This is a genomic window from Thermoactinomyces sp. DSM 45891, assembly GCF_900119485.1.
In the GTDB taxonomy this organism is placed as follows: domain Bacteria; phylum Bacillota; class Bacilli; order Thermoactinomycetales; family Thermoactinomycetaceae; genus Baia.
On the sequence record NZ_FPJZ01000001.1, the window covers coordinates 596,460 to 622,586 of the forward strand.

Annotated in this window: 21 protein-coding genes and 1 pseudogene; 7 read left to right on the top strand and 15 right to left on the bottom strand. The window is 41.3% G+C overall.

The window, feature by feature from the left end:
* Positions 1-34 precede the first annotated feature (34 nt).
* Positions 35-1,108 (bottom strand): undecaprenyldiphospho-muramoylpentapeptide beta-N-acetylglucosaminyltransferase, encoded by a 1,074-nt coding sequence (gene murG, locus BT147_RS03005; RefSeq protein WP_072330736.1) that lies wholly within the window; start codon positions 1,106-1,108, stop codon positions 35-37.
* Positions 1,109-1,376: 268 nt separating this feature from the next.
* Here murG and pabB point away from each other — a divergent pair, with 268 nt between their 5' ends.
* Entirely contained in the window at positions 1,377-3,125 is a 1,749-nt protein-coding gene (gene pabB / locus BT147_RS03010; protein ID WP_072330738.1) for an aminodeoxychorismate synthase component I, read from the top strand.
* A 200-nt stretch (positions 3,126-3,325) separates the two neighbouring features.
* Here pabB and BT147_RS03015 read toward each other — a convergent pair whose 3' ends face one another.
* On the bottom strand, positions 3,326-3,628 hold the full coding sequence (locus BT147_RS03015) for a hypothetical protein (protein ID WP_072330740.1): 303 nt from the start codon (positions 3,626-3,628) through the stop codon (positions 3,326-3,328).
* Between the two features lie 239 nt (positions 3,629-3,867).
* Here BT147_RS03015 and BT147_RS03020 point away from each other — a divergent pair, with 239 nt between their 5' ends.
* The gene (locus tag BT147_RS03020) at positions 3,868-5,187 is read left to right on the top strand and encodes a tetratricopeptide repeat protein (RefSeq protein WP_072330742.1); all 1,320 of its coding nucleotides are present in this window, start codon (positions 3,868-3,870) and stop codon (positions 5,185-5,187) included.
* A gap of 258 nt (positions 5,188-5,445) precedes the next feature.
* Here BT147_RS03020 and pstB read toward each other — a convergent pair whose 3' ends face one another.
* The 4 genes from pstB to BT147_RS03040 form a co-directional block, all read right to left on the bottom strand.
* Complete coding sequence (gene pstB, locus BT147_RS03025) at positions 5,446-6,198, bottom strand: phosphate ABC transporter ATP-binding protein PstB (RefSeq protein WP_072330744.1); 753 nt, start codon at positions 6,196-6,198, stop codon at positions 5,446-5,448.
* Positions 6,199-6,209: 11 nt separating this feature from the next.
* Positions 6,210-7,067: a phosphate ABC transporter permease PstA gene (gene pstA / locus BT147_RS03030; RefSeq protein ID WP_072330746.1), complete on the bottom strand. Its 858-nt coding sequence runs from the start codon at positions 7,065-7,067 to the stop codon at positions 6,210-6,212.
* Positions 7,067-7,939 (bottom strand): phosphate ABC transporter permease subunit PstC, encoded by an 873-nt coding sequence (gene pstC, locus BT147_RS03035; RefSeq protein WP_286118983.1) that lies wholly within the window; start codon positions 7,937-7,939, stop codon positions 7,067-7,069. Before pstC ends, pstA begins: the two co-directional genes overlap by 1 nt.
* A gap of 162 nt (positions 7,940-8,101) precedes the next feature.
* On the bottom strand, positions 8,102-9,037 hold the full coding sequence (locus BT147_RS03040) for a PstS family phosphate ABC transporter substrate-binding protein (RefSeq protein WP_072330751.1): 936 nt from the start codon (positions 9,035-9,037) through the stop codon (positions 8,102-8,104).
* 193 nt (positions 9,038-9,230) lie between these two features.
* Between BT147_RS03040 and BT147_RS03045 the strand changes: the two genes are divergently transcribed.
* The 4 genes from BT147_RS03045 to BT147_RS03060 all read left to right on the top strand — a co-directional run bounded on the left by BT147_RS03045 (position 9,231) and on the right by BT147_RS03060 (position 12,918).
* Complete coding sequence (locus BT147_RS03045) at positions 9,231-9,884, top strand: DUF4004 family protein (protein ID WP_072330753.1); 654 nt, start codon at positions 9,231-9,233, stop codon at positions 9,882-9,884.
* A complete protein-coding gene (locus BT147_RS03050; protein WP_072330755.1) occupies positions 9,881-10,594 on the top strand; it encodes a hypothetical protein in 714 nt (237 codons plus the stop codon). The genes BT147_RS03045 and BT147_RS03050 overlap by 4 nt, the downstream gene beginning before the upstream one ends.
* A gap of 186 nt (positions 10,595-10,780) precedes the next feature.
* A complete protein-coding gene (locus tag BT147_RS03055) occupies positions 10,781-11,212 on the top strand; it encodes a MarR family winged helix-turn-helix transcriptional regulator (protein ID WP_177239648.1) in 432 nt (143 codons plus the stop codon).
* A gap of 71 nt (positions 11,213-11,283) precedes the next feature.
* Positions 11,284-12,918: an MDR family MFS transporter gene (locus BT147_RS03060; RefSeq protein WP_072330759.1), complete on the top strand. Its 1,635-nt coding sequence runs from the start codon at positions 11,284-11,286 to the stop codon at positions 12,916-12,918.
* Between the two features lie 121 nt (positions 12,919-13,039).
* On the opposite strand, the gene cshA is transcribed toward BT147_RS03060, so the two are convergent.
* The 7 genes and pseudogenes from cshA to BT147_RS03090 all read right to left on the bottom strand — a co-directional run bounded on the left by cshA (position 13,040) and on the right by BT147_RS03090 (position 22,194).
* Entirely contained in the window at positions 13,040-14,674 is a 1,635-nt protein-coding gene (cshA, locus tag BT147_RS03065; RefSeq protein ID WP_083426321.1) for a degradosome RNA helicase CshA, read from the bottom strand.
* Positions 14,675-14,870: 196 nt separating this feature from the next.
* Positions 14,871-15,467: a M23 family metallopeptidase gene (locus BT147_RS15950; protein WP_353640698.1), complete on the bottom strand. Its 597-nt coding sequence runs from the start codon at positions 15,465-15,467 to the stop codon at positions 14,871-14,873.
* A gap of 138 nt (positions 15,468-15,605) precedes the next feature.
* A pseudogene (locus tag BT147_RS15955) lies at positions 15,606-15,950 on the bottom strand (lytic transglycosylase domain-containing protein); the annotation flags it as partial.
* 281 nt (positions 15,951-16,231) lie between these two features.
* Entirely contained in the window at positions 16,232-16,801 is a 570-nt protein-coding gene (locus BT147_RS03075) for a hypothetical protein (RefSeq protein ID WP_072330763.1), read from the bottom strand.
* The gene (locus BT147_RS03080) at positions 16,794-18,521 is read right to left on the bottom strand and encodes a hypothetical protein (RefSeq protein ID WP_072330765.1); all 1,728 of its coding nucleotides are present in this window, start codon (positions 18,519-18,521) and stop codon (positions 16,794-16,796) included. Before BT147_RS03080 ends, BT147_RS03075 begins: the two co-directional genes overlap by 8 nt.
* Before the next feature lie 196 nt (positions 18,522-18,717).
* The gene (gene helD, locus BT147_RS03085; protein ID WP_072330767.1) at positions 18,718-21,048 is read right to left on the bottom strand and encodes an RNA polymerase recycling motor HelD; all 2,331 of its coding nucleotides are present in this window, start codon (positions 21,046-21,048) and stop codon (positions 18,718-18,720) included.
* 372 nt (positions 21,049-21,420) lie between these two features.
* Positions 21,421-22,194 (bottom strand): ABC transporter ATP-binding protein, encoded by a 774-nt coding sequence (locus BT147_RS03090; RefSeq protein WP_072330769.1) that lies wholly within the window; start codon positions 22,192-22,194, stop codon positions 21,421-21,423.
* A 356-nt stretch (positions 22,195-22,550) separates the two neighbouring features.
* On the opposite strand from BT147_RS03090, the gene BT147_RS03095 reads away from it, so the two are divergent.
* The gene (locus BT147_RS03095) at positions 22,551-24,677 is read left to right on the top strand and encodes a DNRLRE domain-containing protein (RefSeq protein ID WP_286118984.1); all 2,127 of its coding nucleotides are present in this window, start codon (positions 22,551-22,553) and stop codon (positions 24,675-24,677) included.
* Positions 24,678-24,721: 44 nt separating this feature from the next.
* On the opposite strand, the gene BT147_RS03100 is transcribed toward BT147_RS03095, so the two are convergent.
* Positions 24,722-25,204: a dihydrofolate reductase gene (locus BT147_RS03100; protein WP_072330773.1), complete on the bottom strand. Its 483-nt coding sequence runs from the start codon at positions 25,202-25,204 to the stop codon at positions 24,722-24,724.
* The gene (gene thyA, locus BT147_RS03105; RefSeq protein ID WP_072330911.1) at positions 25,204-26,040 is read right to left on the bottom strand and encodes a thymidylate synthase; all 837 of its coding nucleotides are present in this window, start codon (positions 26,038-26,040) and stop codon (positions 25,204-25,206) included. Before thyA ends, BT147_RS03100 begins: the two co-directional genes overlap by 1 nt.
* Positions 26,041-26,127: the final 87 nt, after the last annotated feature.

Sequence of the window (26,127 nt, forward strand, 5' to 3'; positions counted from 1 at the left end):
TACCTTCCCCTTCTTACTACTTATTAATGAACTCCTACTTAGCAAACGATTGAATCATCTCAGCCACTTCTCGAGCGGTACAGGTTAACTTTTGCGCTTTCATATTTTCAATCAGTTGATCCCGTTTCACCCAAGTACTCGTGATAGCATCCAAAAATGATTCATTCGCTAAATCTTCTTCCATTAACACCTCAGCAATCCCTTGCTTTTCGAATAAACTTGCATTCAAAATCTGATCTCCACGACTGGCCGCACGCGATAACGGAATCAAAAGCATGGGTTTATGTAAAGACGCAAATTCAAAAATAGAATTAGATCCAGCACGGGAGACAACCAGATCGGCCATAGCAATCAAATCAGGCAATTCCCAGCTCACATATTCAAACTGCCGGTATCCAGGCTTCCTTAATAATGATTGATCCATGGCGCCTTTCCCAGTAATATGTACAATCTGATACGTTGGTAATAATGCATCCAGATTCTCCCTGACCACTTGGTTGATCTTTTGGGAACCCATGCTTCCACCCATCACTAGCAAGACAGGTTTACTCGACACGAAATCGCATAAAATCAGGCCTCTTTTGCGATCCCCACTAAATAATTCCTCTCGTACAACTGCCCCTAAATACTCACCCTTATTTCCTTTAATATGTTTCATCGTCTCTGCAAACGTGGTACAAACTTTATTCGCAAACGGCATTGCGATCTTATTTGCTAGTCCCGGTGTTAAATCAGATTCATGGATCAGTATCGGCACGCGATTCATCCAACCCCCGAGTACAACTGGAACCGAAACAAACCCACCTTTTGAAAAAATAACATCTGGCTTAAGCTTTCGTATCTTACGGTACGCCTCCCAAATCCCTTGCAACACTTTAAACGGATCTTTTATGTTTTTCAAATCAAAATAACGGCGAAGCTTCCCTGTTGTCACAGGCTCGTACGGAACATTCTCTAACTTTCCAATTAACTCCCGCTCAATCCCATCATAAGAACCAATATACGAAACTTCCCACTGGTCTTCTTGAAACTTCGGAATTAGGGCTAGATTGACCGTAACATGCCCTGCCGTTCCACCACCCGTAAACAGCACCTTTTTTTTCTTCATATCCCCTATGATTCCTCTCGTAAATATAAGACATAGAATGCACGGACATCCCTAACACAGGCGTCCCTTGAATGCATCTACTGTAGCACAAAAAAAATTCCAATGTAAGATCTCACAGGAAGAAGCAATGAAATGTATACAAATAAGCCTCACACACGGCCACATTCAACACTCCTACTCAAATAAATCAACACTCCATTTTGTGATATACTCATCCCTAACAAATAAAAATATCTATTCTCATAATAAATGTAAGGTGTGACCCATCGTGACGCATTCATCCCCACAACTACTATTTGAATTTCCCGATATAAACGGAAAAAGCAAACCCCTAACATTTTTACATCCTGCTCACATCGTAACCGCCTATTCATTAGAAGAAATGATTCCGGCTCTCCATCAGCTTCAGGAATATTTGCAAGCAGGTTTTTATGTAGCAGGCTGGCTTTCCTATGAAGCTGGGGCCGTCTTTGTATCAAGTGATATCAACGATACAAGTCAAGTTCCTTATTTATGGTTCGGTGTATACGACAAGCCCGCGGTAGGAGATTTCTTACATCGACCGCTCCATCCAGTTTGCCATCTTTCTTGGGAATCTACCATTTCAAAAGAGCAGTATCAACAAGGGATTAAAACCATTAAAGAGGAGATTGCGAAGGGCAATACTTATCAAGTCAACTATACCCTTCGAGTAGAAAGTCCATGGAACAATCAAGACCCACTTGCTTTCTATCGACAGCTAACAGATGTCCAGCAAGCATCTTATACATCTTATATCGATACGGGCCGTTTTCAAGTTCTCTCCGCATCTCCAGAGTTGTTCTTTCGAATTGATCAATCTACGATCACAACAAGGCCGATGAAAGGAACCATGGCTAGAGGAAGCACGCCAGAGGAAGATCGCCTAAACAAAGAATGGCTCGCGAATTCTGAGAAAAACAGAGCAGAGAATGTCATGATTGTTGATCTTCTTCGTAACGACCTCGGAAAAGTGGCTCTGCAAGGTACGGTTCAGGTCCCGGAGTTATTTTCCATTGAAACGTATCCAACCTTGTTTCAAATGACATCAACCATTACTGCCAAACTAGAAAAAGAGGCTACACCACTAGAGATTTTCCAAGCCTTATTCCCATGTGGCTCGATCACGGGTGCGCCTAAAAGAAGGACGATGCAAATTATCAATGCGATCGAAGAAACCCCGCGAAATGTATACTGCGGAGCCATCGGATTTTGGTCTCCTAAAGGTGATGCAGTCTTTAATGTTCCCATTCGCACAGTTCTGATCGATCAAGTAACACAACTTGCTACCTATGGGGTCGGCGGGGGCATTACGTGGGATTCTACTGCCGAAGAAGAGTATGAAGAAGTCCTTATGAAAACGGCCATTCTCCAAAAAGCAACTCCCTCCTTCCAATTAATAGAGAGTATTTTATTAAAAGAAGGACACTATTGGCTAGCTGATTTACATGAACAACGAATCGCTCGTTCTGCTAAATCCTTCGGTTTCCCGTGTGATCTATCGGTCTATCAATCCAATTTAGCAAAGTTTGCTCTTCAGCATCCCCATGATCACTGGAAAGTTAAAGTTACCTTAGATCATCTCGGTCACTGGGAGATTACAGGGGAACCGATCCAGCCCACCTCAGAATCACAATCCATCGGACTGGCTACTACCCCCATTTCTCGCAACCATCCCTACCTCTATCACAAGACAACCGAGAGATCGATCTATGAGTTACATAAACAAACAAAATCAGATTTATATGATGTACTTCTATGGAATGAGCAAGGTGAGTTAACCGAATTCACGACCGGAAATCTCGTCCTTGAGATCGATGGCATTCATTATACACCCCCTATCTCATCCGGTCTCTTAAGCGGCACTTTCCGTCAACAACTGATCCAAACAAAAAGAGTACTAGAAAAAGTCTTGCATAAAGATGATTTAACTAACGCTACCCAAATCTGGCTCATTAATAGTGTCCGTGGTTGGGTTCTGTGCTCACTTCATGCCTAATGTAGCTAAACAAAGCCAACTACTCATGCTCACATGGAAGTTGGCTTTGTTCATATTTATTGTAACTTGGAAAACCGACTCTCACGTCCAAGAAATTCACATTCCGGCATTAAAACTCAGAATAAAATGAAAAATGTATAGCGGGTTTTCCAAAGGTATTTTCAGTTCTTCAGTTTCTTTCTTTTTGTGTAAATCATGGTTTAAGCAAAAATATCGTAGAATCTTCCTGAATAAATGTGAATTCCATCATCAAGGTCAACTTGCATAAAATCAAGGAACGTAAACTCTACTTCTTGGCCATTACCCAAATGCATCTTCAGTCTTCTTGCTCTTGTATTGACAGGATTTTCGACAGAACACGTGAGTGTCATTTCATCCTCATCCTTGTGGATCGATGGGTAGACATATTCGGCTTTCAGTACCTCCACTTGAGCCCAACGTTTCAAACCATACAAAATCGGTTCTACTTCACTCGCTTTTCCTTTAATCTTCACTTCTACCACAATTCGATCTCCTTTCAGAATTTGTTAGTTTTCGTAGCGACAAGTCCATCATGCCATAGTATAATTATTTTGACCAATAATGAAAATTCTGTAAGAAATATAGATTAGGAACATTTCCTCACTCTTACACCACCTAAAAAAGTCTTTCAGAGTGAAAATGAAGCAAATAGATGAAGCTTAACCTTTTGAACATAAAATTCATAAAATACGACAAAAAATTTTTTTCGGGAGGAATGAACATGAAAGAGTACATCTATATTCACGCGGAGCTGGGCAAACAGATCCGCTTGGCGCGTAAAAAAAAGAGTCTACGACAAGAAGATCTAGCAGACGACTTAATTTCCACTGGGACCATCAGTAAAATTGAGTGCGGCTCTCATCATATCGGAAAAGAAAAACTGCAATATCTGTGCGATAAACTAGAAATCGGCTTTGATTCTCTCCTACATACAGAAGAACGCCAAGAGCAACAACAACATTTAAACGATCAAATCGTGATGATGGGCATCGAAATGAAAGGAACGATCGATCCGGAACTCAGTTGGGAAGAAATTCGCACGCTGAAGTATACCAAAGATGACCCTCGAATCTGTAATGTTACCTATCTACGTGGAAGATATTATGAGTATAAGAAAAAATGGGACTACGCCCGGTTAAACTACCAACAGTGTATCGCTCTTCTGGACCAACACAAAGAGTTGCATTCTACCAACCTAGCTTCCATCTGCTATTATGCATTAGGTAGAACCCACTACCTTGATAATCAGGTAGAAGAAGCGCTACAGCATACCATAGCAGCTGAACAATGCTTTCATCCGAACGGTGAAAAGGCACATATGATCCATTTCTTTCAAATTGCGAAAGCTATTTATTTAGAGCGACTCAATGTAACAGAAGAAGCCTATGTTATTATCAATGAATTATGGGAACAGAAAGAGCAAATTGACAGTAGCGAGGTATTGTTAAATTTGTACGAGGTACGAGCCCGCCTCTTTAACCGGATGGAACACTACGATAAGGCTATTGAGTGTGCGTTAGTCGGGATTGAAAAGGCAAAATACAACTATGCCTATGATCGCCTTTGTGAGCTATGGACGGTACTCGGCGATGGTCTGATGAAAAAAGGAATGTGGTCAGATGCAGAATATGCATATGGTTGCTCGCTCCAACTGGAAAGCAAATTAAAGAAAAAACAGCCCATTGTGGTGGCCAATACCAAGCTAGGCCTACTCCATTTAAAGCGAAATAATATAACAGAGGCCGAAGAAGTTCTAAAAAGAGCGGTCACCCTTGCTTCTTACACAACAGATGCAATGGACTATGTCGAGGCCCTTATCATATACGGAGAATGTCAATATGTACAAAAAAAATATCCTAAGGCAATTGAATGGTGGGAAAAAGCTCTAAAAATAGCCGAAGATAAAGGCTTATCTAAGCATAAACGAAGAATCCTGATGAAACTAGCAAATGTATGCGCAAATTATGACAAAAAAAAATATCAATTTTATATTGACAAATTCTTACGAATCTCCGTACAATTAGAGACAAGTAAACAGTAAGTATAAAATTTTCCAGTTGTACAAAATGCTGTTTATGTCAAAGAAGGAATTTGTTTGACAAATCATGCCAATTCAAGCACTGATTTTCGTCAAATTCTATTCTACCATCTATTTTACCAATAGGAGTTGATGGACATGTTGTTCACTTTCGGTGACCCACCATTAGAGTAGAATATTCAGATCTATTTTAAATAGGTCTTTTAAAAAAAGGATTTGCTCGCCCTCCTCTTTTGTGGGACAAGCAAATCCTTATTTCTCTTATCCAAAACGACCTGCAATATAATCCTCTGTCCTTTGATCAGAAGGAGTATGAAATATTTTTTCCGTCGTATCAAACTCGATTATTTCTCCTTGTAAAAAAAACGCTGTTTCATCTGAAATTCTAGCCGCTTGTTGCATATTGTGCGTTACAATGACAATCGTGTATTGTTTACGTAACTCTCCGATCAACTCTTCAATCTTGGCTGTTGAAATCGGATCGAGCGCTGAAGTCGGTTCGTCCATAAGCAAAATTTGTGGATTTACTGCCAAAGCCCGAGCTATACAAAGACGTTGCTGCTGCCCACCTGATAATCCATAAGCTGGCTTTTTTAGAATATCCTTTACCTCTTCCCACAGGGCTGCTGCTCTCAGGCTTTGTTCCACAACCTCATCTAGTTCTTTCCGATCTCGCATCCCGTGAATCCTCGTACCAAATGCGATATTATCATAAATACTTTTTGGAAAGGGATTAGGCTGTTGAAAAACCATCCCGATGTTTTTACGCAGATTTTCCACATTCACATCCTCATGGTAGATGTTTTGATCCGCTACTAAAACTTCCCCCTCAATATGCACCCCTTGAATCATGTCATTCATTCGATTTAACGTTCGTAAAAAGGTAGACTTGCCGCAACCCGATGGACCAATTAAGGCTGTAATCGAGCGCTCTTTTATCTCACCTGTAATATTCTTCAAAGCATGATGTTTATCATAATATAAATCAACGTTTTTGATTTGAATGATAGACATAAACAAACCTCCTAGTATCGCTTTTGATATTTATTTCGCAAGTAAACCGCTAGCAAGTTCATTGTGAGAAGGACAACTAAAAGAACCATAATTCCAGCAGCCGCAATCGCTCTAAAATCATCTTGTGGGCGAGAAGTCCAGTTAAAGATTTGGATAGGTAACACGGTAAATGGATCCATTGGAGAAGCTGGAACAAAGGCAACAAAAGTAAGGGCTCCCACTACGATCAAGGGTGCTGTTTCACCGATCGCACGCGATAAAGCTAAAATGACACCTGTTAAAATATTGGGCAATGCAGTTGGGATTACCACACGGCTAATCGTCTGCCATTTAGATGCACCTAGTGCATAAGAAGCATTTCGCATCTGTTGTGGAACACTACGAATCGCTTCTTGTGAGGATACGACAATAATCGGCAAAACCAGTAACGACATGGTAAAAACTCCTGCAAGAACAGCCTGTCCCAGCATCAGGCCTTGGACAAATACAGCCAATCCTAAAATCCCGTATACAATCGATGGGACTCCAGCGAGATTATGAATATTTACTTGAATGAAACGTGTAAACCAACTCTTTTTCGTATACTCCTCTAAATAAAGCGCCGTCCCAACTCCTAGAAAAAAAGCAATCGGGCCCGTAAGTAGGACAATCCAGATGCTCCCGATCAAAGCCGCCGCCACTCCTGCTTTGGATGGAAATCGTGAAGAAAAATTAGTAAAGAAGTCCCAACTTATCCACCCTACACCATCCACTACGATCTGATAAAGGAGTACCCCTAAGAAAGCAATTCCAAATAAGGTAGCGGAGAGGAAGGTTATTTTTGCAAAATGATCCATTGTTTTTCGAATTCTCCATTTCCCTTGATCCATCAATACTCCTCCTTAAATCGTCTCTTCAACCACTGGGCAATCAAATTAATGAGGAAGGTTAAAACAAATAATGTCATCCCAACCGCAAAAATAGTCTTATATTCAATCGAGCCGTGTTGGATATCACCTAGGCTCACTTGGACGATATATGCTGTCATCGTTTGCACGCTTTCAAGCGGATTCATCGTTAATTTCGGAGTTGCACCCGCCGCAATCGTCACAATCATCGTCTCACCAATCGCTCGTGAGATCGCAAGGACAAAGGAAGAGATAATCCCAGAGAATGCCGCAGGAACCACTACCTTCCTCGCTACCTCTAATCGTGTTGCTCCTAGCGCGTAAGCTCCATTTCGCAATGATTTCGGAACAGACACCATCGCATCTTCACTAAGAGATGCCACCATCGGTAAAATCATGATACCTACCACAATACTAGCACTCAGAGCATTAAAGACACCCATGTCCGGAAAAATCATTCGAAAAAGCGGGGTGACAAAGGTTAAAGCAAAATATCCATAGACAATCGTGGAGATTCCCGCTAATACCTCTAAAATAGGCTTTATTACTCTCCTAACCCGATCGTCCGCATATTCACTCAGGTATATGGCTGTCATTAAACCTAACGGCAACGCGACAAGTGACGCACCTAACGTAATCAGAACAGACCCACTTAATAGTGATAAGATTCCAAAGTGTTCTGGTTTAAATAGTGGGGTCCATTTCGTATCTGTTAAGAAAGAGAACAATGAAACGTCTTTAAAAAAGGAGAGTGTCTCCACTAACAAAACAGCTACAATCCCAATCGTTGTCAAGACTGAAACCATGGCACAAAGGAATAAAATCGACTTCACGATCGAATCTTCTCGATTCATTCGTTTCTTTTGGACAATCCTTGAGATTTCTTTTTGCGACTGACTCCCAGTCGAACGATTCCTTGCATTCTTTAACACTGCTTCATTCATCTTCGTACCCACCTCCTTAGGAATAGAAATGTGACGCCAAGGATTGACGCCACATTCTTCCTTGCTTTTTGATTAATTTACTTTACTCAATCCAGCTTGGTATTCTTCCTTTTTTAGCGGTACATAATAGACAGCTTTTGTAAGCTCTTCTGCATTCTCCATGTAGTAAGTAATAAAGGATTTCACTTCTGGTTTCTGGAGTGAATTTTTACTTACGTAGATAAATAATGGCCGAGAAAGAGGCTTATAAGAACCATCTTTAATCGTTTCCATAGTAGGTGTTACAGTCTTCTCACCTGAATCAATCGGAACGAGTTTTAAGTCCTTCGCGTTTTCCTCATAGTAAGAAAACCCAAAATAGCCCAAGCTATTTTTATCTCCTTTTACTCCCGTTACTAAAACATTATCGTCTTCGCTCTGGTTATAATCGGCTCTGCTCTTCTTCGCTTCCCCTACGATCGCTTCGGTAAAATACTCAAACGTACCCGAATCCGTTCCAGGGCCATATAATTTAATCGGTTCCGCTGGCCAGCTAGGTCGAACATCTTTCCATGTCTTCACCTTACTGCCTGGCTCCCAAATTTTCTTCAACTCAGCTACTGTTAATTTATCCACCCATGTGTTCGCTTTGTTTACCACTAGTGAGATTCCATCATAAGCAACCGGAAGCTCTAGATAATCCACTTTATTCGTAGTAGCCTGTGCCTTTTCTGCATCTTTAATCGTTCGTGATGCATTGCTAATATCAAGATCACCCGCTGCAAACTTCTTAAAACCACCACCTGTACCGGATACCCCAATGGTTACCTTTACATTTGGATTCGCTTTTTGAAACTCTTCAGCCACTGCTTCCGTAATCGGAAACACTGTACTTGATCCATCTATCTTGATACTACCTGATGCTTTTGTTGCACCTGCATCTTTACTATCTCCCTGACCACAACCAGTCAAGCTGGAAGCAGTTAATGCCACCGCAACCAAAGTCAAGCCTAGTTTCTTCAAACTCATGGATGAGCCTCCTAAAAGGATTAATTATTTCACAAGCAAATCCTAACAAGCCACTTTTGATTCATTATTATGGAATTGTAAATGTTTATTAAGAACTACACATATGATTGTCCAAGAAGAGCTCAGGAACATCTCAAAAAAACTTGCATAACGTAACAATGTTATGTTACATTGTTTTTGGGAGGGGAATCGAATGGATCAAGAGCTAATTTCTAAGAAAGACTTACTTCAAGATGCCGATATCTCGTACGGACAACTTTATCGGTGGAAACGAAAGCAACTCATACCGGAAGAATGGTTTATACGTAAATCTACCTTTACTGGGCAAGAAACATTTTTCCCAAAAGAGAAAATCCTAGAGCGAATTGAAAAGATCAAACAACATAAAGACGATCTCTCTTTAGATAACTTGGCACAGCTTTTTACAAAAAAAATAGATGAAGAACCTCAGTTTAAAAATATATCCTTGTCTCACTTACGATCAAAGGAAATGATCTCACAGGCAACTCAGGATCTCTGCCAGCTTGAATTAACCAATGTAGATACTCTCTCATATCCACAAGCTTTTACACTATTTGTGATTGAAGAGATATTATCTTCTGGTTCTTGTTCATTAGAAGAAGCGAAATTGGTTCTAACTTTGTTACGTGATCAGGAAGAAAACTTCATTCATAAGCCATATGTCCTTCTTGTATCCCGTAAGTTAGGCGTAGCTACTGCTATCTTGCTCCATCAACATGATGAAGTTCACTTTGATTCCGCTAGTAAGGTCATCCTGAATTTGTCTTTAGATGAGTTACAAGAACGATTTAAACAACCATTACTTACGCACGGAGGGATCTCATGAATACGGAACGAAAATCACGTTTATCCATTAATGGGGTGGCAACCGTTGACGGAGGAAGATATCAAGAAGTAAAAATTGCTGGACAGGGTACGATCAATGAAGATTTAGATACAATCCAGTTAACTGTGAATGGTCACATGGAAGGTCTCGGAGATATCACTACCGAATCGATGACCGTAAATGGAAGACTGGTAACCAAAAGGGATTTATCCGCTAAAAAGGCCCAAGTAAATGGACTCGTCAAAGCATGGGGTGACTTACAAGTACCTCAGTTGCGAATCCATGGAGAAGTGGCCGGCAAGAAAAATCTAACAAGTGAATCCATTCACATCTACGGCTCCCTAAAACTAGATGGTGACTGTAATACGGATTCATTTACAGGAAAGGCTCAGTTTCAAATTGATGGATTATTAAATGCGGACCAAATTGATATTAGTTTATACGGAAGTAGCGCGGCCAAGGAAATCGGCGGGGAGAAAATCATTATTAAAAAAGGTAATAAATGGAATAAATTCCTTCCTTGGTTACAATCTGACCTAAAAGTAGAATGTATCGAAGGCGATTATATCGAACTCGAAAATACACAAGCTAAGATTGTCAGAGGAAAGCAGATTATCATTGGTAAAGATTGCACCATTGACAGAATCGAATACCAGGACTCCTACACTGCTCACACAGACTCTAAAGTAGGAGAAGCTATAAAAGTATAGCCTTTATATCTAGGAAGCGTCTCATGCACCGTTGAGACGCTTCTTGTTTTTTTACATAAACAAATTCGTATCACGGAAAAATACTACTTGACCAAATGAATATACGCCTATAATATATTTAAACATAGTTAATCATTATCTAAAGAAAATATTTATATATATATAACTAAAATGGAGGTCGTAATATTGAGCCATACGGAACTTCAACTAGACCGGATTCTGAAGTCCCTTTCTGTCTTTATAGATAAAATTCGATCCGAGATGACCCAATTTAAGGATTTAAACTTGACTCCCCCCCAATATCACGTTTTGAAATACTTATTAACAAAAGGTCCTACGAAGGTGAAAGAGCTAGCAGAAAAAATGGATGTAAAACCGAGTGCGATCACGGTTATGATTGATCGCTTAGTTCAAAATAATTACGTAGTACGACATCACGACTCTGATGATCGGAGAGTGATCTATATTAGTGTAACGGATGAAGGTAAGAGAGTCCTTCAGACGATTAAGAAACGACATAAGGCGACCTTACAACGGTATTTAGTTCATCTTGATAAACAAGAACTGGAAGCCTTTGCCGACACATTCGAAAAGCTCTCGGAACTACCTATCCAATAAAAAATGATCAGAAGTACCGAAACTTGGCATACTTTGATCAACTGACCAAAACACGAAATGAGGTTATTTCGATGGAAGCTGAACTCACAAGAAAAAATACAGAACAACAAGGAAAAAATGGCTTATTAATCGCTGGACTCATTATTGCCATGCTATTTGCAGCATTAGATGGAACCATCGTCGGGACTGCTATGCCCCGCATCGTCGGTGAGCTAGGCGGTCTTAGCTTAATGACTTGGTTAACTACCGCTTATATGCTGACATCGACCGCTGTTGTGCCTGTCGCAGGTAAACTGGCGGACTTACTAGGGCGTCGTGCGATCTATGTAACAGGATTAGTTATTTTCATGGTCGGATCTGCTCTATCAGGTTTATCTCAGACGATGGAGCAATTAATTATTTTCCGTGCGATCCAAGGGATTGGCGGTGGCGTGATGATGCCGATGGCTATGATTATCATCGGTGATTTATTCTCAGGTAAGGAGCGGGCCAAGTGGCAAGGGATTTTTGGTGGATTGTATGGCCTATCCTCTATCCTAGGACCTCAAGTAGGCGGATGGATTGTAGACTACATGTCATGGGAATGGGTTTTCTACATTAACCTTCCAGTCGGCATTTTAGCCACTATTTTCATCGCTCTCGGCTTGAAAAAACATAAAGTCTCAGGACCCATTTACTTTGATATCCCTGGGATGCTTACTATGATTATTGGGGTTGTCAGCTTACTATTAGCCCTTACATTTGGTGGAAAAGATTATGCCTGGGGATCATGGCAGACGTTAAGCTTATTTGCACTCGCCCTCGTCTCTCTCGTTTCCTTTGTCTTTATTGAATTACGTTCAAAAGACCCTATTTTACCCGTTCGCTATTTCCGAAATCGAGCATTTGTCACCTTAAATGGAATTGGTTTCTTCATGGCAGTGGGCATGTTTGGAGCCATTATGTTCGTTCCTCTCTTCATGCAAGGAGTAGTGGGTGTAAGCGCCACCGATTCCGGCACGATCATGACTCCTATGATGATCACCATGATTATTACTAGTATTATCGGGGGCCAATTGGTTCAAAAAGTCGGTATGAAGCCTCAAATTTATGCAGGTATGATTATCATGGCCATCGGGTTTAGCCTATTGATGACCATGAATCTAGAAACAACGAAATTAATCGCTACCGGTTATATGATGGTCATTGGTCTGGGAATAGGTCTTGTCATGCCTTTATTAACACTCGGATTACAAGAAAGCTTCTCCAAGGATGAGTTAGGTGTGGTTACCTCTTCCAGCCAGTTCTTCCGCCAAATCGGAGGTACATTTGGGATGACCATCTTAGGGGCTGTGATGAATGCGAGAACGGCTGATTTACTCAAAACAAACTTGGTTCCTACTTTAGAAAAACTACCTGCTGCGGCTCATGATTTTGTAACAAACATGGAATCAATGATCTCCAAAGATGCTCAGAGCGTTTATTCCATGCTATTTAACCCAGAGGCATTAAGCAAGATTCCAAAACCGATTTTGGATTCCATTATTCCGATCATGAAAAGTTCCATGGTCGAATCATTACATTCCGTCTTCCTCTGGGGACTGGTATTCATCGTACTCGGTGGCATGATCACCTTCTTCCTACCAAAAATCAAGCTATCTGATGAATCACAAAGCAAGAAACAGGAAGAGGATTCAATCCAAGTAGATCCTGAACCTGTGAAGTAATAGATCCGAAAAAAGTCAGCTTTCCAATAGGAAAGTTGGCTTTTTTCATATACTGTGAAACTAGATATAAAAAAACAACCAACTCCTCTATTAGGAATTGGTTGCCTCTATCAAACGAAGACTATCTCGATTTTACTTTGCCACGATCAGATCCCCCGCGTTTGCCTCCGCCAGAGAACTTCCCGCCACCTTTACTACTACCTTTAAAGCCACCTTTACCGCTTCCACCCTTACTGCTACCGCCTCTGTAGCCACCCTTGTCGCCTTCACTACGAGAGCGATTCGATGAGGAAGAACGGCGATCCCCAGAAGGACCATCTGAGAAACTACCGTCGTTATAGCTAAAGCGATTACGATCGTTTCTTGGTTTACCACCAAATGAACGATCTCCACCGCCACGACGATCCCCACCACGACGGCCACCACCACGACGCATTGAGTAATGATCATCGCTGATTTGGACTGGTGTTTTGTCTGGTTCTCTGGTTAGCAGTTTTAGAGCTGCTGATAGTAAGGTAACCGAATCGTTGGACTCTAAGAGCGCTTCTGCTGATTCAATATAAGAAGTAATCTCTTCCTCTTTCTCAGCAACCTCGAGCAAGCGTTGTACCGCTAATCTTTGTTGGCCTTCCACTACTTCATGAATGGTCGGAACCGACAAACGATTCATCTTACGCTTCGTTTGTTGTTCAATCATGCGAAGATGATCCATTTCACGGAAGCTAGCAAACGTAATGGCCATTCCTTCTTTACCGGCACGGCCCGTACGTCCGATTCGGTGAACATAGCTTTCTGAGTCTTGAGGGATATCAAAGTTATATACATGGGTAACACCCGAGATATCCAAACCACGTGCTGCTACGTCGGTGGCAACCATGATATCAATCGTTCCTTCTTTGAAACGACGAATCACTGTATCACGACGTGCTTGAGAGAGATCCCCATGGATGCCTTCGGCGGAGTAGCCACGTTTGGTTAATCCCTCTGTAATTTCGTCTACACGCTTCTTAGTGCGTCCAAAGATAATCGCTAACTCTGGAGATTGAATATCAAGCAGATTACATAATGAATCAAACTTTTGTTTCGGTGCTAGTTCGATATAGTACTGCTCGATACTAGGCATGGTTACTTCTTTTGCTTTAATCTTGATCTCTACCGGATCAATCATAAATTTAGATGCCAGATTACGAATGCGTGGAGGCATCGTTGCAGAGAACAGAAGGGTCTGACGTTCAGATGGACATTCCGAAAGAATCGCCTCAATCTCTTCTACAAAACCCATTTGTAACATTTCATCTGCCTCGTCCAATACAACCATAGCAAGGTTTTGCAGACGAATGGTACGACGTCGCATATGGTCTTGCATACGACCTGGTGTAGCCACGATAATGTGTGGATGCTTCTTAAGAGAACGAATTTGACGATCGATCTCTTGACCACCATAAATCGGCAGCGCACGCACTTTTTTCGATTGACCTACTCTGTTTAACTCTTCCGCTACTTGGATCGCCAACTCACGAGTAGGAGTCAGAATCAAGGCTTGTACATGCCCAGAATCAAGGTCCATTTTCTCTACGATTGGAATCCCAAATGCCGCAGTCTTCCCTGTTCCCGTCTGTGCTTGGCCTAAAACATCTCGCCCAGCGAGAGAGACTGGAATCGTTTCTGATTGGATAGGAGTTGCTTCTTCAAATCCCATCTGATGCACCGCTTGCAATAGCTCAGCACTAAGGCCGAGTTCACTAAATTTCGCCAAGGATTAATAATCCCCTTTCACTTCCATATATTCATACGAGCTTATTAGTTTCTAGTTTTAGATATCGTCCCGATCTTATACTTCCTAGAAGCTAAGAAGTTGTATACAATGTATCATAATAACACAATTACAGTCCTGAATGGAAAAGAAAGATGTAGAACTACTTATTTTTTCCACAAATCAGGGCTCCACTACCTTACATTTCCTTACCAATATACTGCATGGGATCCTTTGAAACCCCATTTATATGAATCTCAAAATGCAAATGCGGCCCCGTCGAATTCCCATCGCTTCCCATACTTGCTATGCGCTGACCTTTCTTCACCTGATCTCCTACTTTCACATGAATATCGCCAGCATACATGTGCGCATAGAGAGAAGAGAGCCCTTTTCCATGATCGATGACCAAATAATGACCATACCCGCCTGGATCTGATTTTACAGATGTAACTTTTCCGTCCAGCACACTATAAATCGGAGTTCCCTTTCGGTTCGCAATATCAATCCCTTTATGCGTTCTTCCCCAACGTGGGCCAAATCGGGACGTTACCTTTCCTTCACACGGCCAGATCATACCAACTGATGTATGATTCCCACTCATCTCCATTGAGGGGTTTGCTGAACCCGTCTCTTTTGTCGCTTCCGTTCCATTCGAGGTAATCTTCCAAACTTCTTGTTCATAAGCCCTTGCTTGATTCTCTACACGTTCTACAAAAATCCAATTTGATTGAATCGAATACGCCGCACAAGTTAGCGAACCGCGGTTCGGAGTATGCATTGCTAACTCCTTCATACACTTATCTGAATCACCTGCTTGATCTACCTTAACGCGTGCTTCTTTTAATCGATTTGCTAACTCTTCAATCTCCTTCTTTTGAGCCTCTTCCTTAGATAAGGTTCCCTTCCCCCCATACTCCTTATACAATACAGGAATTTTTTTTACATAATTTTGGGTTTCCTTGAAGGGTGGAACCCCCTTATGCTTTTCCACATTTCCTTCGCCTGCATTATAAGCAGCTAGGGCTAATTCTAGATTCCCATTGTACTTTGTTAATAGACGAGAGATCATCTCCGTTCCCGCCATCACATTTGAAAGGGGATCCAGACAAGTCGTATCGGGATCGAGGTTAAATGCCCTGCAGTTTACAGGCATTAGCTGCATGAGACCCCGAGCACCAGCAGATGATTTTGCTTTAGGATTCCAACTACTCTCCTGCTGGATAATGGCGCGAATGAGCGCCGGATCTACTGAAAACTTTTGAGCAGCCGATTCGATCTCCATCTCAAATTTACTGACTCGTGGAAGCATCACTGCTTTCGCCTTAGGAAGATTTTGATCTAAGGCAGCTAAAAAAGCCCAGGGAAGCTGATGCTGATCAGCAATTTCTTTATATAGGAGCATTAGAGCAGGGTCAATCCCAAATGATTGGGCGGTTTCGGTTTCTTTCAATCGAGCGATAACCGAATAGATGGTAACACTTGTAATCGTTACAAAAGAGATGAAAGGAATCACGATGAGTGAGCACATGATGATCCATTTCCATGATGGTTTCTTGATCAAGGCGATTCGTCGATGGATACTACTTTCCATATTCCTTCCACCTTTCTCACCTGAACCCGAACGATGCCTTCCACTTTCTCACCTCGAAGCACACCTGCAACTAAAAAGCTCCAATGATCCGTATCCAAAGAACGAACCGATACTACCTTGATCTTTTTCCAAGACACAGGCTCGAGTGGTAAATCTAGATTTCCGTGCATCGACTGGTAAACAGGCGTTGTTACCCATTCTGAAAGCCTCTTTAAGCGTTCTTCATTTGACTTCATCGGTTGATGAAGGATCGAGAAAACCTGTCCTGCTACTTTCCCAGCTTCTTTCTGTTCATTGTGATCTTGAGTCAGATCAATCACAACATCTAGCTCAAAGGGAGAATCAATAAGAAGCTTAGAAGCTACTTTAGACTGTTCTTTTGAAGGAGCTAAAGCTGGAATCTGTTGGTCTAACCACCAACCTCTCACCATCGCCGCGAGACTGACTAAAACGATAAGAGAAGTTACTACCAAGACAAAAGGAGCCCTTTTTGAAGCTCCTTTTTGTCTTTCACTCCTTGATCCGTATTCATTCATCTATATGCCTCGGTGGAGGTGCCTCAGATAAAGAATCTTGCTTGCGAATGGCCCTTTTCTTTTTCCATTGCTTCATTCGCGCTCCAATGCTGAACCGTTTTTGGGCACTGCTTAAAGCAATGACAGATGTTCCTTCACTAGTCATGAGAGGTAGATTAATCTTCTCTTCTCTCGTACCACGATTCCAATAGGCTCGTACATTCTTCCAGAGAGTAATCCAATTTGGCTGTGAGATCTCCACTCCAACTAGACCTTGAAGTTGTACCTGGATTTCTTTCATGATCTTCCAAACAGCTAAGAAGCTAGCTAAAACCAGAACATTACGCATTAAAAAGGTAACTAGGTAAGAAAATTCCCCATCATCTGTAATAGGAATCCCTTGAATCACAACAAACAAGGTAATTGCGATTCCCAAAAGCGCGGCAAATAAGACTCTCATGAAGAGTGCATATAAGATCTGCCACAACCATCTGGTAATATCACGTAAGCTTCTTCCTGGTATAGTAGAGAACACAACCGGTATCAATAACAACAACACCCTACCAACCGCCAAGAAAAACCAGTGGAGAAGCTTCCAGCTAAACAAGAATAATAAAACCGCAAAGCTAATACCCATAAGCAAGATAAAAAAGCTATATCCGAAGCGCTTCATAACCCCTGCGCTCGTCACCATTTTAAATTCCTCAGACTGAGCAATTCCTTTTTCATAATCTACATACTTCGTACCTGTTTGTTGATTCGTATCTTCGTTATAGCCTGTAAACCATTCTGTTCGTTTCGAGTCAACATCTCCGCCATAACTAAATAGTTGTCCAATATTTTTCTGACCCGCTTCTACTGATCCAAACTGAAGCACGAGATATGGCTTATAGTAAAATTCAGCCCATAAAGCGGAGGAGACTTTTTGAATCGCATCTTTCTTTGTCTTTTCTACTTGTTCCTTTGTGGGATTTGAAGCACTTTTGTCTTTCTCTGGAGTAAGAGACAAAAAGCCAGCTAATGTATAATCACTCGCTTTGCCTGTAATATTACTTATTTGCGATACAACTGCTGGAATCTGAGTGAAAAAGTAAGAAGCACACGTCAAAATGAGTAGGTTCCGAACGAGTAACGATACTCCCTCTTGATTACGACGACGAAGAAACTTCCATAACGCTACTAGGACCACGAGACCCACTAACCACGGGAGGATCCCTCCCCATAAAAAGGAGTCAGATTTGCCTAATACATCCTTCATCGAACCCGCCATATTCGTCATAAGCTCTAACCGGTAGCTAAACGTTAAGATATAGATAACGGCATAAATGAAGATCGTATATCCGTACCAGACTAAATTAAGAAAAAAAGTAAATCCCTGTTGGAACCCTTCTTGAAACAAACTACTTGTATCACTAGCACTTACTTTTTTTCCTATGTAGTCAAACTTGAAATACGTGGACGGACATTCTGCAAACTCACCAGTTGGTTGCGTACAAGCGTTAGGAACATTCGTCGAAGGGGTTGGTGTTGATATTGATGGACCCTGAGTTGTTTGGGTTGCTGGGCTTATTGGAGTTGCCGGGGTCGTTGTACTCGCCGGAGCTACGGGACTCGTTGGAGTCGCTGGCTTATCCGTCTGTGCAAAACCATACCCTACATCCAAAAAAGAAACGGCAAATAACATCAAAATCGGGAGAAGTAAGAGGATTCCCAAACCTACGAACTTTCTTTTTTGCTTCACTGGATCACCTCTCAGATACTTCTAACTATCTTATTCATCTTAAATACTATGATTAAAATAGGAAACATAAACATTGTACAAATTGGAGATATTTTTACAATATCACTAAAGAAATGGAAACAAAAGAGTCAAAAATGGGAAAATAAAAAAACACTGTCCGCAAACAGTGTTTTATGCCATTTTCCCTTATTACCCACTATGTGATCTTTTTATATAAACCCTCATCCACCCCAGCCAAGAACCGACTTACTTCTCCCCTACTGCATAGGCACAGCTCATGCATAGCCCTTGTACAAGCAGTATAAAAAAGCTTCCTCTCCTCTTCTCGATGATAGCACCGATCAGAAGCGTCAAATAAAATAACAGCATCAAACTCGATTCCTTTTGATAAATAAGCTGGGATGATAATGATTCCTTGCGCGAAGGACAGTGTAGCCTTCTTAATCAACGAGACCGGTATCTCATCTCGAAGCTTCTCAAATACTTGCTCACACTTTTGATGATCTTTACAAATCAGTGCGATGGATTGATGTCCTCGTCCTTGGAGTTCCGAAATCCATTGGTACATTTGTTGATACTGCTCTTGCTCATCTAAAACTTGTGCTACAATAGGCAGTCTACCAGGCCTATCAAACGGCTCAATCCTCTCTCCTCCGATTAACAACTGCTGCGTAAACTCTCCAATCTGCTTCGTCGAACGATAGCTTTTCGTTAACACAACTTTCTCGATGTGTTCACCTACAAATAAGGAGCATAAGGGCTCAAAACCTGCACCATCCTCTGTATGAACATAGATAGATTGATTCAGGTCACCTAGAATCGTCATCGTGCTCTTTGGGAACAGCCGGCGAAGAAAGGCATATTGAAACGGGGAATAATCTTGCGATTCATCAATAAAGACATGACGAATCTTCGTATTAATTTGAAAGCCTAGTAGCAACGCTTTAAAATACACAAACGGAGTCGCATCTTCATAAGGTAATATTTTACTATCTAGTTGATTAACTGTCTGTTCCGCAATATCCCAGAACTTCGAAATGAGCTCACGCTCGGTAAATAATTGTCGATATGTCTCTAACACATCAACAAAAGTGAAGTTCTCAATCTCTTTTCGGAGTGGCTTAGTCAAATCCCTCAGCAACAACTGGGCAAGCAATGTTCGTTCACGATCAAAGTCATCGAAAGTAGAATCTGTAAAGCCTTTTTCCTTCTGTAGGCGTTGATGCACCCGGTAGTACGCCTCATTATCAAGTAATTCGATTTCTTCATCAACCCAATCAGCTTTACGCTCACCCACCTCAAACTGGCGTAACTGCTTTAGAAGCCAATCCGCAGTCAATTTCAAGCGATTTGGTATCGGCAACTTTCGGTCGTAGGTATAAAAATGCTCTTCTATCTCCGATTTCAATACAATCATTTGATCTCGGAACATTAGGTCTTGGAATCGCAAATCCCTTTGACCCAGTTGCTCCATATATTTCTCAATAAGCTCTAAAAATGACATCCCCGCCTTCCAGCGAACCCCTGCCATCCGAATTTGATAGCCAGCTTGATTCACTTGCGACAAAGTATATTCCATCAAGCTAAACGGATCTTCCACCTCCAAATCTTCTCCGACTTGGTGCTCTAAATATTCTTGAAATGTAGTTTGCTGCATGTTTTCTTCTCCCAATTCAGGTAACACCGTCTCAATGTAGCTATTAAACATCGCATTGGGCGAGAAGAGTAGAATTTGATCCGCACTCAGGGTATCCCGATTCCGATACAGTAAATAGGCGACTCGTTGTAAGGCTGCAGACGTCTTCCCACTACCTGCTGCGCCTTGAACGATGAGAAGCTTACTCTTTTCATCTCGAATAATCTGGTTTTGCTCTCGTTGGATCGTGGCCACTATGCTTTTCATTTGCGAATCCGAATTTTGCCCTAATACTTCTTGGAGCAACTCATCCCCAATCGTAACTCCTGTATCAAACATACTCTGAATTTGTCCACAACGAACTAAAAACTGCCTCTTGAGCTCCATCTCCCCTGAAATCCGTCCATCTAAAGTCTGATAGCCAGCCGGACCAGGCGTATAATCATAGTACATACTAGAAATCGGAGCCCGCCAATCATAGATGAGAAATTCATCTGTTTCATCATCGTAAAAGGAAGCAATCCCGATATAGATGGCCTCTTTCTCTTGAACCACGTCCCACTCTACTTCATGAAAATCAATCCGTCCAAAGTAGGGGTTATCCTGAAGACGACGAAGAATTTTTCCTTGTTTATGCATGAGACGATGAGATCTCTCCCGTTCAGACAATACCTCCGCTTGCTGTTTCATACTAGCCGCGGTCTCAATCGCATCGTCCGGACCCTCAAAGTTAACCGAAACATCTTCCCAAAATCGATTCCGAATGTCTACAATCTCCGAACGCACCCCGCCAGCCTCTTCACTAAGTGATTGCTCTTTCTTCCTCGCTTTCTCTGTCACCTGTTCTACCCTATCCTGCTCTTGAGTCCATTCAGGATGATTCTTATTCATAACATCCCTCCAAAAAATTTGTGATAATCAGTTGACAACTCCATATTTAACTGATAAGATATAGTAGAGTAAAACCATAGTAAAATGAGAGATTCCATCGATTGGCATCTCTCATTTTACTATGGTTTTACTTGTGAATCAAGATTTACATTTGGCACAAGAGATGATGAATAAAAATTACACCATAACTCGTTTCAACTGACGTAAATAAAGACTCCCCTTGATTATCCATTTCTTCATGGAATTTCAAACCCATTTTTACCTCGGGTGAACTAGCATTTGGCAGACGTTCACGGGGCCAAAAAGAAGATCGTGACTGCGAATGTGCTGCTTAGGAAATAAGCAGAGTAAGCACGTGCATTTCGTTTGACATTATGAAAAGCGAACTGACGAAAGCTCATGCGAAACTCCCCCTAACAATGACAACTTGTCTATAATCTCTTGGAAAAACGTTTGCCGATTCTTCCCCCGAACAATCTCATTTACTAGTGCTCCATCTTTAATAAAGACAACACGATGGCAATAGCTCGCAGCTAAGGCATCATGGGTAACGAGCATCGTTGTCGTTTGATCTGTTTGGTTGATATCCGCCATCATTTCCATCACGTTACGCGCCGATTTCGAATCTAGGTTTCCCGTTGGTTCGTCCGCAAGTAATAGCGAAGGTGAATGGATAATAGCTCGAGCAATGGCTGCGCGTTGGCGTTGACCTCCTGATACCTCATATGTTCTCTTCCTTAAGATATCGGTAATGGCCAGCTTCTCTGCTACTTCTGCCAACTTCCGATTCATTGCCCGAATTCCTTTGGTATCTAAGGTAAGCGGTAGAACAATATTCTCACCAATCGTTAATGTGTCGAGCAAATTAAAGTCTTGAAAAACAAAGCCTAACTCACGACGACGGAAAACGGCAATATCATTTTTCTTTAAACGAAAGGGTTGCTGTCCATTAATATAGACCTCTCCGGATGTCGGGGCATCAATGGTGGAGACCATATTCAATAGAGTCGTCTTCCCACTTCCCGACGGCCCCATTATCCCAACAAACTCCCCCTTTTCCACCGTGAAATGAATATCTGATAGCGCTTCATATGTGACGTTTCCATTATAAACTTTGGTTAGACCGTCCACTTTTAACATATCCATTGCTACAACCCCTTTTCATGACTATATAACGGTTACTTTAGCAAATAGAATAAAGTGAATCTAACGTTTTAGCTTACTCTGTCTTACACTTTTGTAAGGTTTGTTCAAATCCAAAAAATGAAGTTTACCAATTATAAAACCACTTGCCTACGTAATTAATCCCAATTTTCAACTAAATGAGGAATTAAGTATATGTATATTGTCAGCAAATTAGTTTTATCAGTTTATATTGTTCACAATTTTTTTCATTGATTACAAGCATGTTTTAATTTATATTTAATATATAAAAAGAACCGTAAATCGCTATAAATATTAATATAATTATATATCAAAAAGGAGTTTTTCTTGTGTTTTGTATGAGGTTAAGGAATTTCAAAGCTCTAGCCCTATTCATTTCGATTCTTACTATTTTACTATTTACAAATAATCAATCTGTTTATGCTGTTGCCGTAACAGGCTCAAACCAGATGAGTGATCAAACAGAAGTAGTAGAGAAACGAACCGAAACGTCGAAGACATTTAAGAAAAAGGACGGGCAGACATTTGTAACAGAGCAATATTTAGAGCCTATTCATATTCAAAAGAATGGAAAATGGATTGATATCGGTCAAGCTAAGGAAGAGAATATCTCCGCTAAAACTTCAGATGAGATGATATATGTAGAGAAGGGGAAGGCGCGATTTAGTTTTGCTACAAAATCGGATGCTGCCCAAATCCTTAGCTTTGGGCAAGGGGACTCTAAGGTAGACTTTCGTTATATCGGTAAGAAATCCGTTACAGTTAAACAAGAAGGGAATAAACTTACTTATCCCGGTGTATATCCAGAAACAGACCTCGTTTATCATATAGATTCTGCTGGTGTAAAAGAAGAGTGGATATTACATAAATATTCAGATCGATCTACATTCTCGATGGGCATCCAGATGAAAAATGCAAAACCGGTTCCGCAACAAGACGGATCTATGAAATTTGTGAATCAGAAAGGGGATTCCCTTTTCATTATCCCACGTCCCTTTATGTATGATGCGAATGATGCTTCGTCTCAGGAAGTAAAACTAGAAATCCGCCAAAGTGGAAAAGAAACGTATCTTGACATAAAAGCGGATGAAGCATGGCTCAAAGATCCGAAGCGAGTCTTTCCTATCACCATTGACCCTACTGTTGGTATTCAAGGAGCAAAATCCACTTATGATAACTTAGTTTCTAGCAAGAATCCCACAATAAATTATCAGGTATTTCCATTTTTAATTACGGGAACCCATAATGATTATGGAGCAACTCGTTCCTTTATTAAATTTGATCTACCTACTCTTATACAGGGAGCTCAAATTACTGGAGCTACATTCTCCTTACATCAATACTCAACAGCTCATCCACAACCCATTAATCTACATCCCGTTACCTCTAGTTGGACTAGCAAGGGGATTACTTGGAACGAGCAGCCTAATGTTGGACAGAAAATAAATCAAAGTATAGTAGGCGGTGCTGGAGAGTATTCTTGGGATCTGACTGAATTAGCTAAAGACTGGTATAGTAACAAAACACCTAACAACGGTATTTCCTTGCAATATGAGGATGAGACAAAGGATCGTAAATCTTTCCGATCAAGTGATTATATGGACGATGTCACCCAAAGGCCTAAATTACTGGTTACCTATACAATCGATCCTGAAACGGTTTCTGAACCAAATGTGGAAGCTGAATCATATATTATAATGGATGCTAAAACAGGAAAACCATTATACGGGAAATCTGTAAACCAGCCCCGTCCTCCAGCTAGTATGACGAAAATGATGACAGAATTTGTTGTATTAGATCGGATTAAGAATGGTAAGCTCTCTTGGGAAGATACCGTAGAGGTAAGTCCTCGGGCCGCTGGAATAGATGAGTCACAAATTGATTTAGTAGCCGGCGAAAAGATGACGGTTCGGGAGCTTTTTATGGCAATGGCTGTCTATTCGGCTAATGATGCGACTGCGGCTTTAGCTGAACATGTGGCTGGAACAGAAACAGAGTTTGTCAATGCGATGAATCAAAAAGCCAAGGACTTAAACCTGAATGAAACTCATTTTCGTAATGCAACAGGCCTAAATATGTCCGATTATCAGGATCCACCTAACGTAGATGGAGAGCATGTCATGTCTGCAGAAAATACAGCAAATCTAGCTAGGACACTCTTACAACAGCATCCTGAACTTGAGAAGATCGTCTCTACTTCCCAATATACCTTCCGTAAAGGAACTGATCGGGAGAAAAAGGTCATAAACTGGAATCGCATGTTACCAGGGCTCGATCAATTTTATCCAGGAGTCCTAGGTCTTAAAACTGGATTTACTACTCCTGCAGGATATTGCTTTGCTGGAGTCACTGAACAAGAAGGAAAACGTTTTATTACAGTTGTAATGGGAGCTAAAACACAAGATGCTCGGTTTACCGAGACTAAAAAGCTACTAGACTATGCATTTGCTAAGTTTGGTAAGTAAGAAAAGGTATCGTAGGAACGAAAATACTCCTACAATACCTTCTTTTATTTCACTTTTTTATAGACATAAAAAGTACAATCGTATGCATTTCGATCATCTTTCGCATGATGTTTTCTAGAAATCTCTCTCCACTCCCCTGGCAGATCAGGTAAGTAGGTATCCCCTTCAAACTCCTGCTCGATCACGGTGATATACGCTTTCGAAATGTACGGAGCAAATAGTCGATAGATTTGCTCCCCGCCAAACACAAATGCTGGCTTATCGAATGAGGTGTTCAGTACCTCTTCAAATGTCATCACTTCGCAGTCTGGGACGACAAGGTCTGTCTCCCTGGATAGGATAATATTTCTCCGATTAGGCAACGCTCGTCCGATCGAGTCGTATGTTTTTCTCCCCATGAGAACGGGATGACCCGTGGTTAATTCTTTGACATTGCGAAGATCAATCGGCATCGCTCTTCCCCAAGGCATTTCTCCATTATCTCCAATGACTCCGTTTAAGCTTCTAGCAGCTACTAAATAAAACATTATTCGGCTACCTCCAATTTCATGGTAGGGCCATGTTGGTAATCGATTAATTGGAAATCATCGATGGTAAAGTCGTAGAAATTCTTGATTTCTGGATTCAGCCATAGAGTCGGCGCCGAGTACTCCGGAAGGGAAAGCTGCTCCTCTGCTGATTTAATATGGCGATCGTACAAATGGGCATCGTCGATATGAAAATGGATATTTCCTATCTCGATTCCCGTCACTTGAGCCACCATTCGTTGGAGAATGTAATATTGAAAGTAATTAAATGGCCCTCCTACTAAAATATCATTACTCCGAATCTTAACAGAGAGATGCAACTTACCGCCTTTTACCATCCAATGTGTAGACCACACACACGGTTGCAAAGCCATATCATCTAGGTCTTGGATATCCCATAATGTGGTCATGATCCGCCGAGAACTAGGGTTATGACGCAGAGTATGTAACAAATAATCCACTTGGTCAACGAGGATACCGTTCACCTGACGACATTTTTTCCCCAATTGGTAGCCATATGCCTTCCCTATCGTTCCATCTGCTCGCTTCCACTTCGACCAGATCCCTACTCCTTGCTTTTCGAGATTTTCAACATTATTGTCTTTATCTCTCCAAATCCAGAGAAGCTCACGAATAGCCGTTTTCCACGCTACTTTTTTCGTCGTAAGAATCGGGACTTCCTGATTATCAAAAAGTAGACTCCGATTCATCACACTTTTACTGTAGGCTGATTCTCCATCATCCCACTTAGTCCGTACGTCTTGATCTGTATCCCATAGGCCGTTATCCAGGATATCTTGAACGAGTCGATTATAGACTTGATCTGCTTGACTCAATGGTAAACGTCCTTTCACTCTAGCTCATCGTTAATCAACAAACTCGCCCTTCTCTATAACTATCATACTATCTGACAATAAGAGAAA

Coding starts and splice junctions, on each gene's coding strand:
- murG (WP_072330736.1), bottom strand. CDS start 1,108: ATGAAGAAAAAAAAGGTGCTGTTTACGGGTGGTGGAACGGCAGGGCAT.
- BT147_RS03020 (WP_072330742.1), top strand. CDS start 3,868: ATGAAAGAGTACATCTATATTCACGCGGAGCTGGGCAAACAGATCCGC.
- pstB (WP_072330744.1), bottom strand. CDS start 6,198: ATGTCTATCATTCAAATCAAAAACGTTGATTTATATTATGATAAACAT.
- pstA (WP_072330746.1), bottom strand. CDS start 7,067: ATGGATCAAGGGAAATGGAGAATTCGAAAAACAATGGATCATTTTGCA.
- pstC (WP_286118983.1), bottom strand. CDS start 7,939: ATGAATCGAGAAGATTCGATCGTGAAGTCGATTTTATTCCTTTGTGCC.
- BT147_RS03040 (WP_072330751.1), bottom strand. CDS start 9,037: ATGAGTTTGAAGAAACTAGGCTTGACTTTGGTTGCGGTGGCATTAACT.
- BT147_RS03045 (WP_072330753.1), top strand. CDS start 9,231: ATGGATCAAGAGCTAATTTCTAAGAAAGACTTACTTCAAGATGCCGAT.
- BT147_RS03050 (WP_072330755.1), top strand. CDS start 9,881: ATGAATACGGAACGAAAATCACGTTTATCCATTAATGGGGTGGCAACC.
- BT147_RS03060 (WP_072330759.1), top strand. CDS start 11,284: ATGGAAGCTGAACTCACAAGAAAAAATACAGAACAACAAGGAAAAAAT.
- BT147_RS15950 (WP_353640698.1), bottom strand. CDS start 15,467: ATGAAGGAGTTAGCAATGCATACTCCGAACCGCGGTTCGCTAACTTGT.
- BT147_RS03075 (WP_072330763.1), bottom strand. CDS start 16,801: ATGAATGAATACGGATCAAGGAGTGAAAGACAAAAAGGAGCTTCAAAA.
- helD (WP_072330767.1), bottom strand. CDS start 21,048: ATGAATAAGAATCATCCTGAATGGACTCAAGAGCAGGATAGGGTAGAA.
- BT147_RS03090 (WP_072330769.1), bottom strand. CDS start 22,194: ATGGATATGTTAAAAGTGGACGGTCTAACCAAAGTTTATAATGGAAAC.
- BT147_RS03095 (WP_286118984.1), top strand. CDS start 22,551: ATGAGGTTAAGGAATTTCAAAGCTCTAGCCCTATTCATTTCGATTCTT.
- BT147_RS03100 (WP_072330773.1), bottom strand. CDS start 25,204: ATGTTTTATTTAGTAGCTGCTAGAAGCTTAAACGGAGTCATTGGAGAT.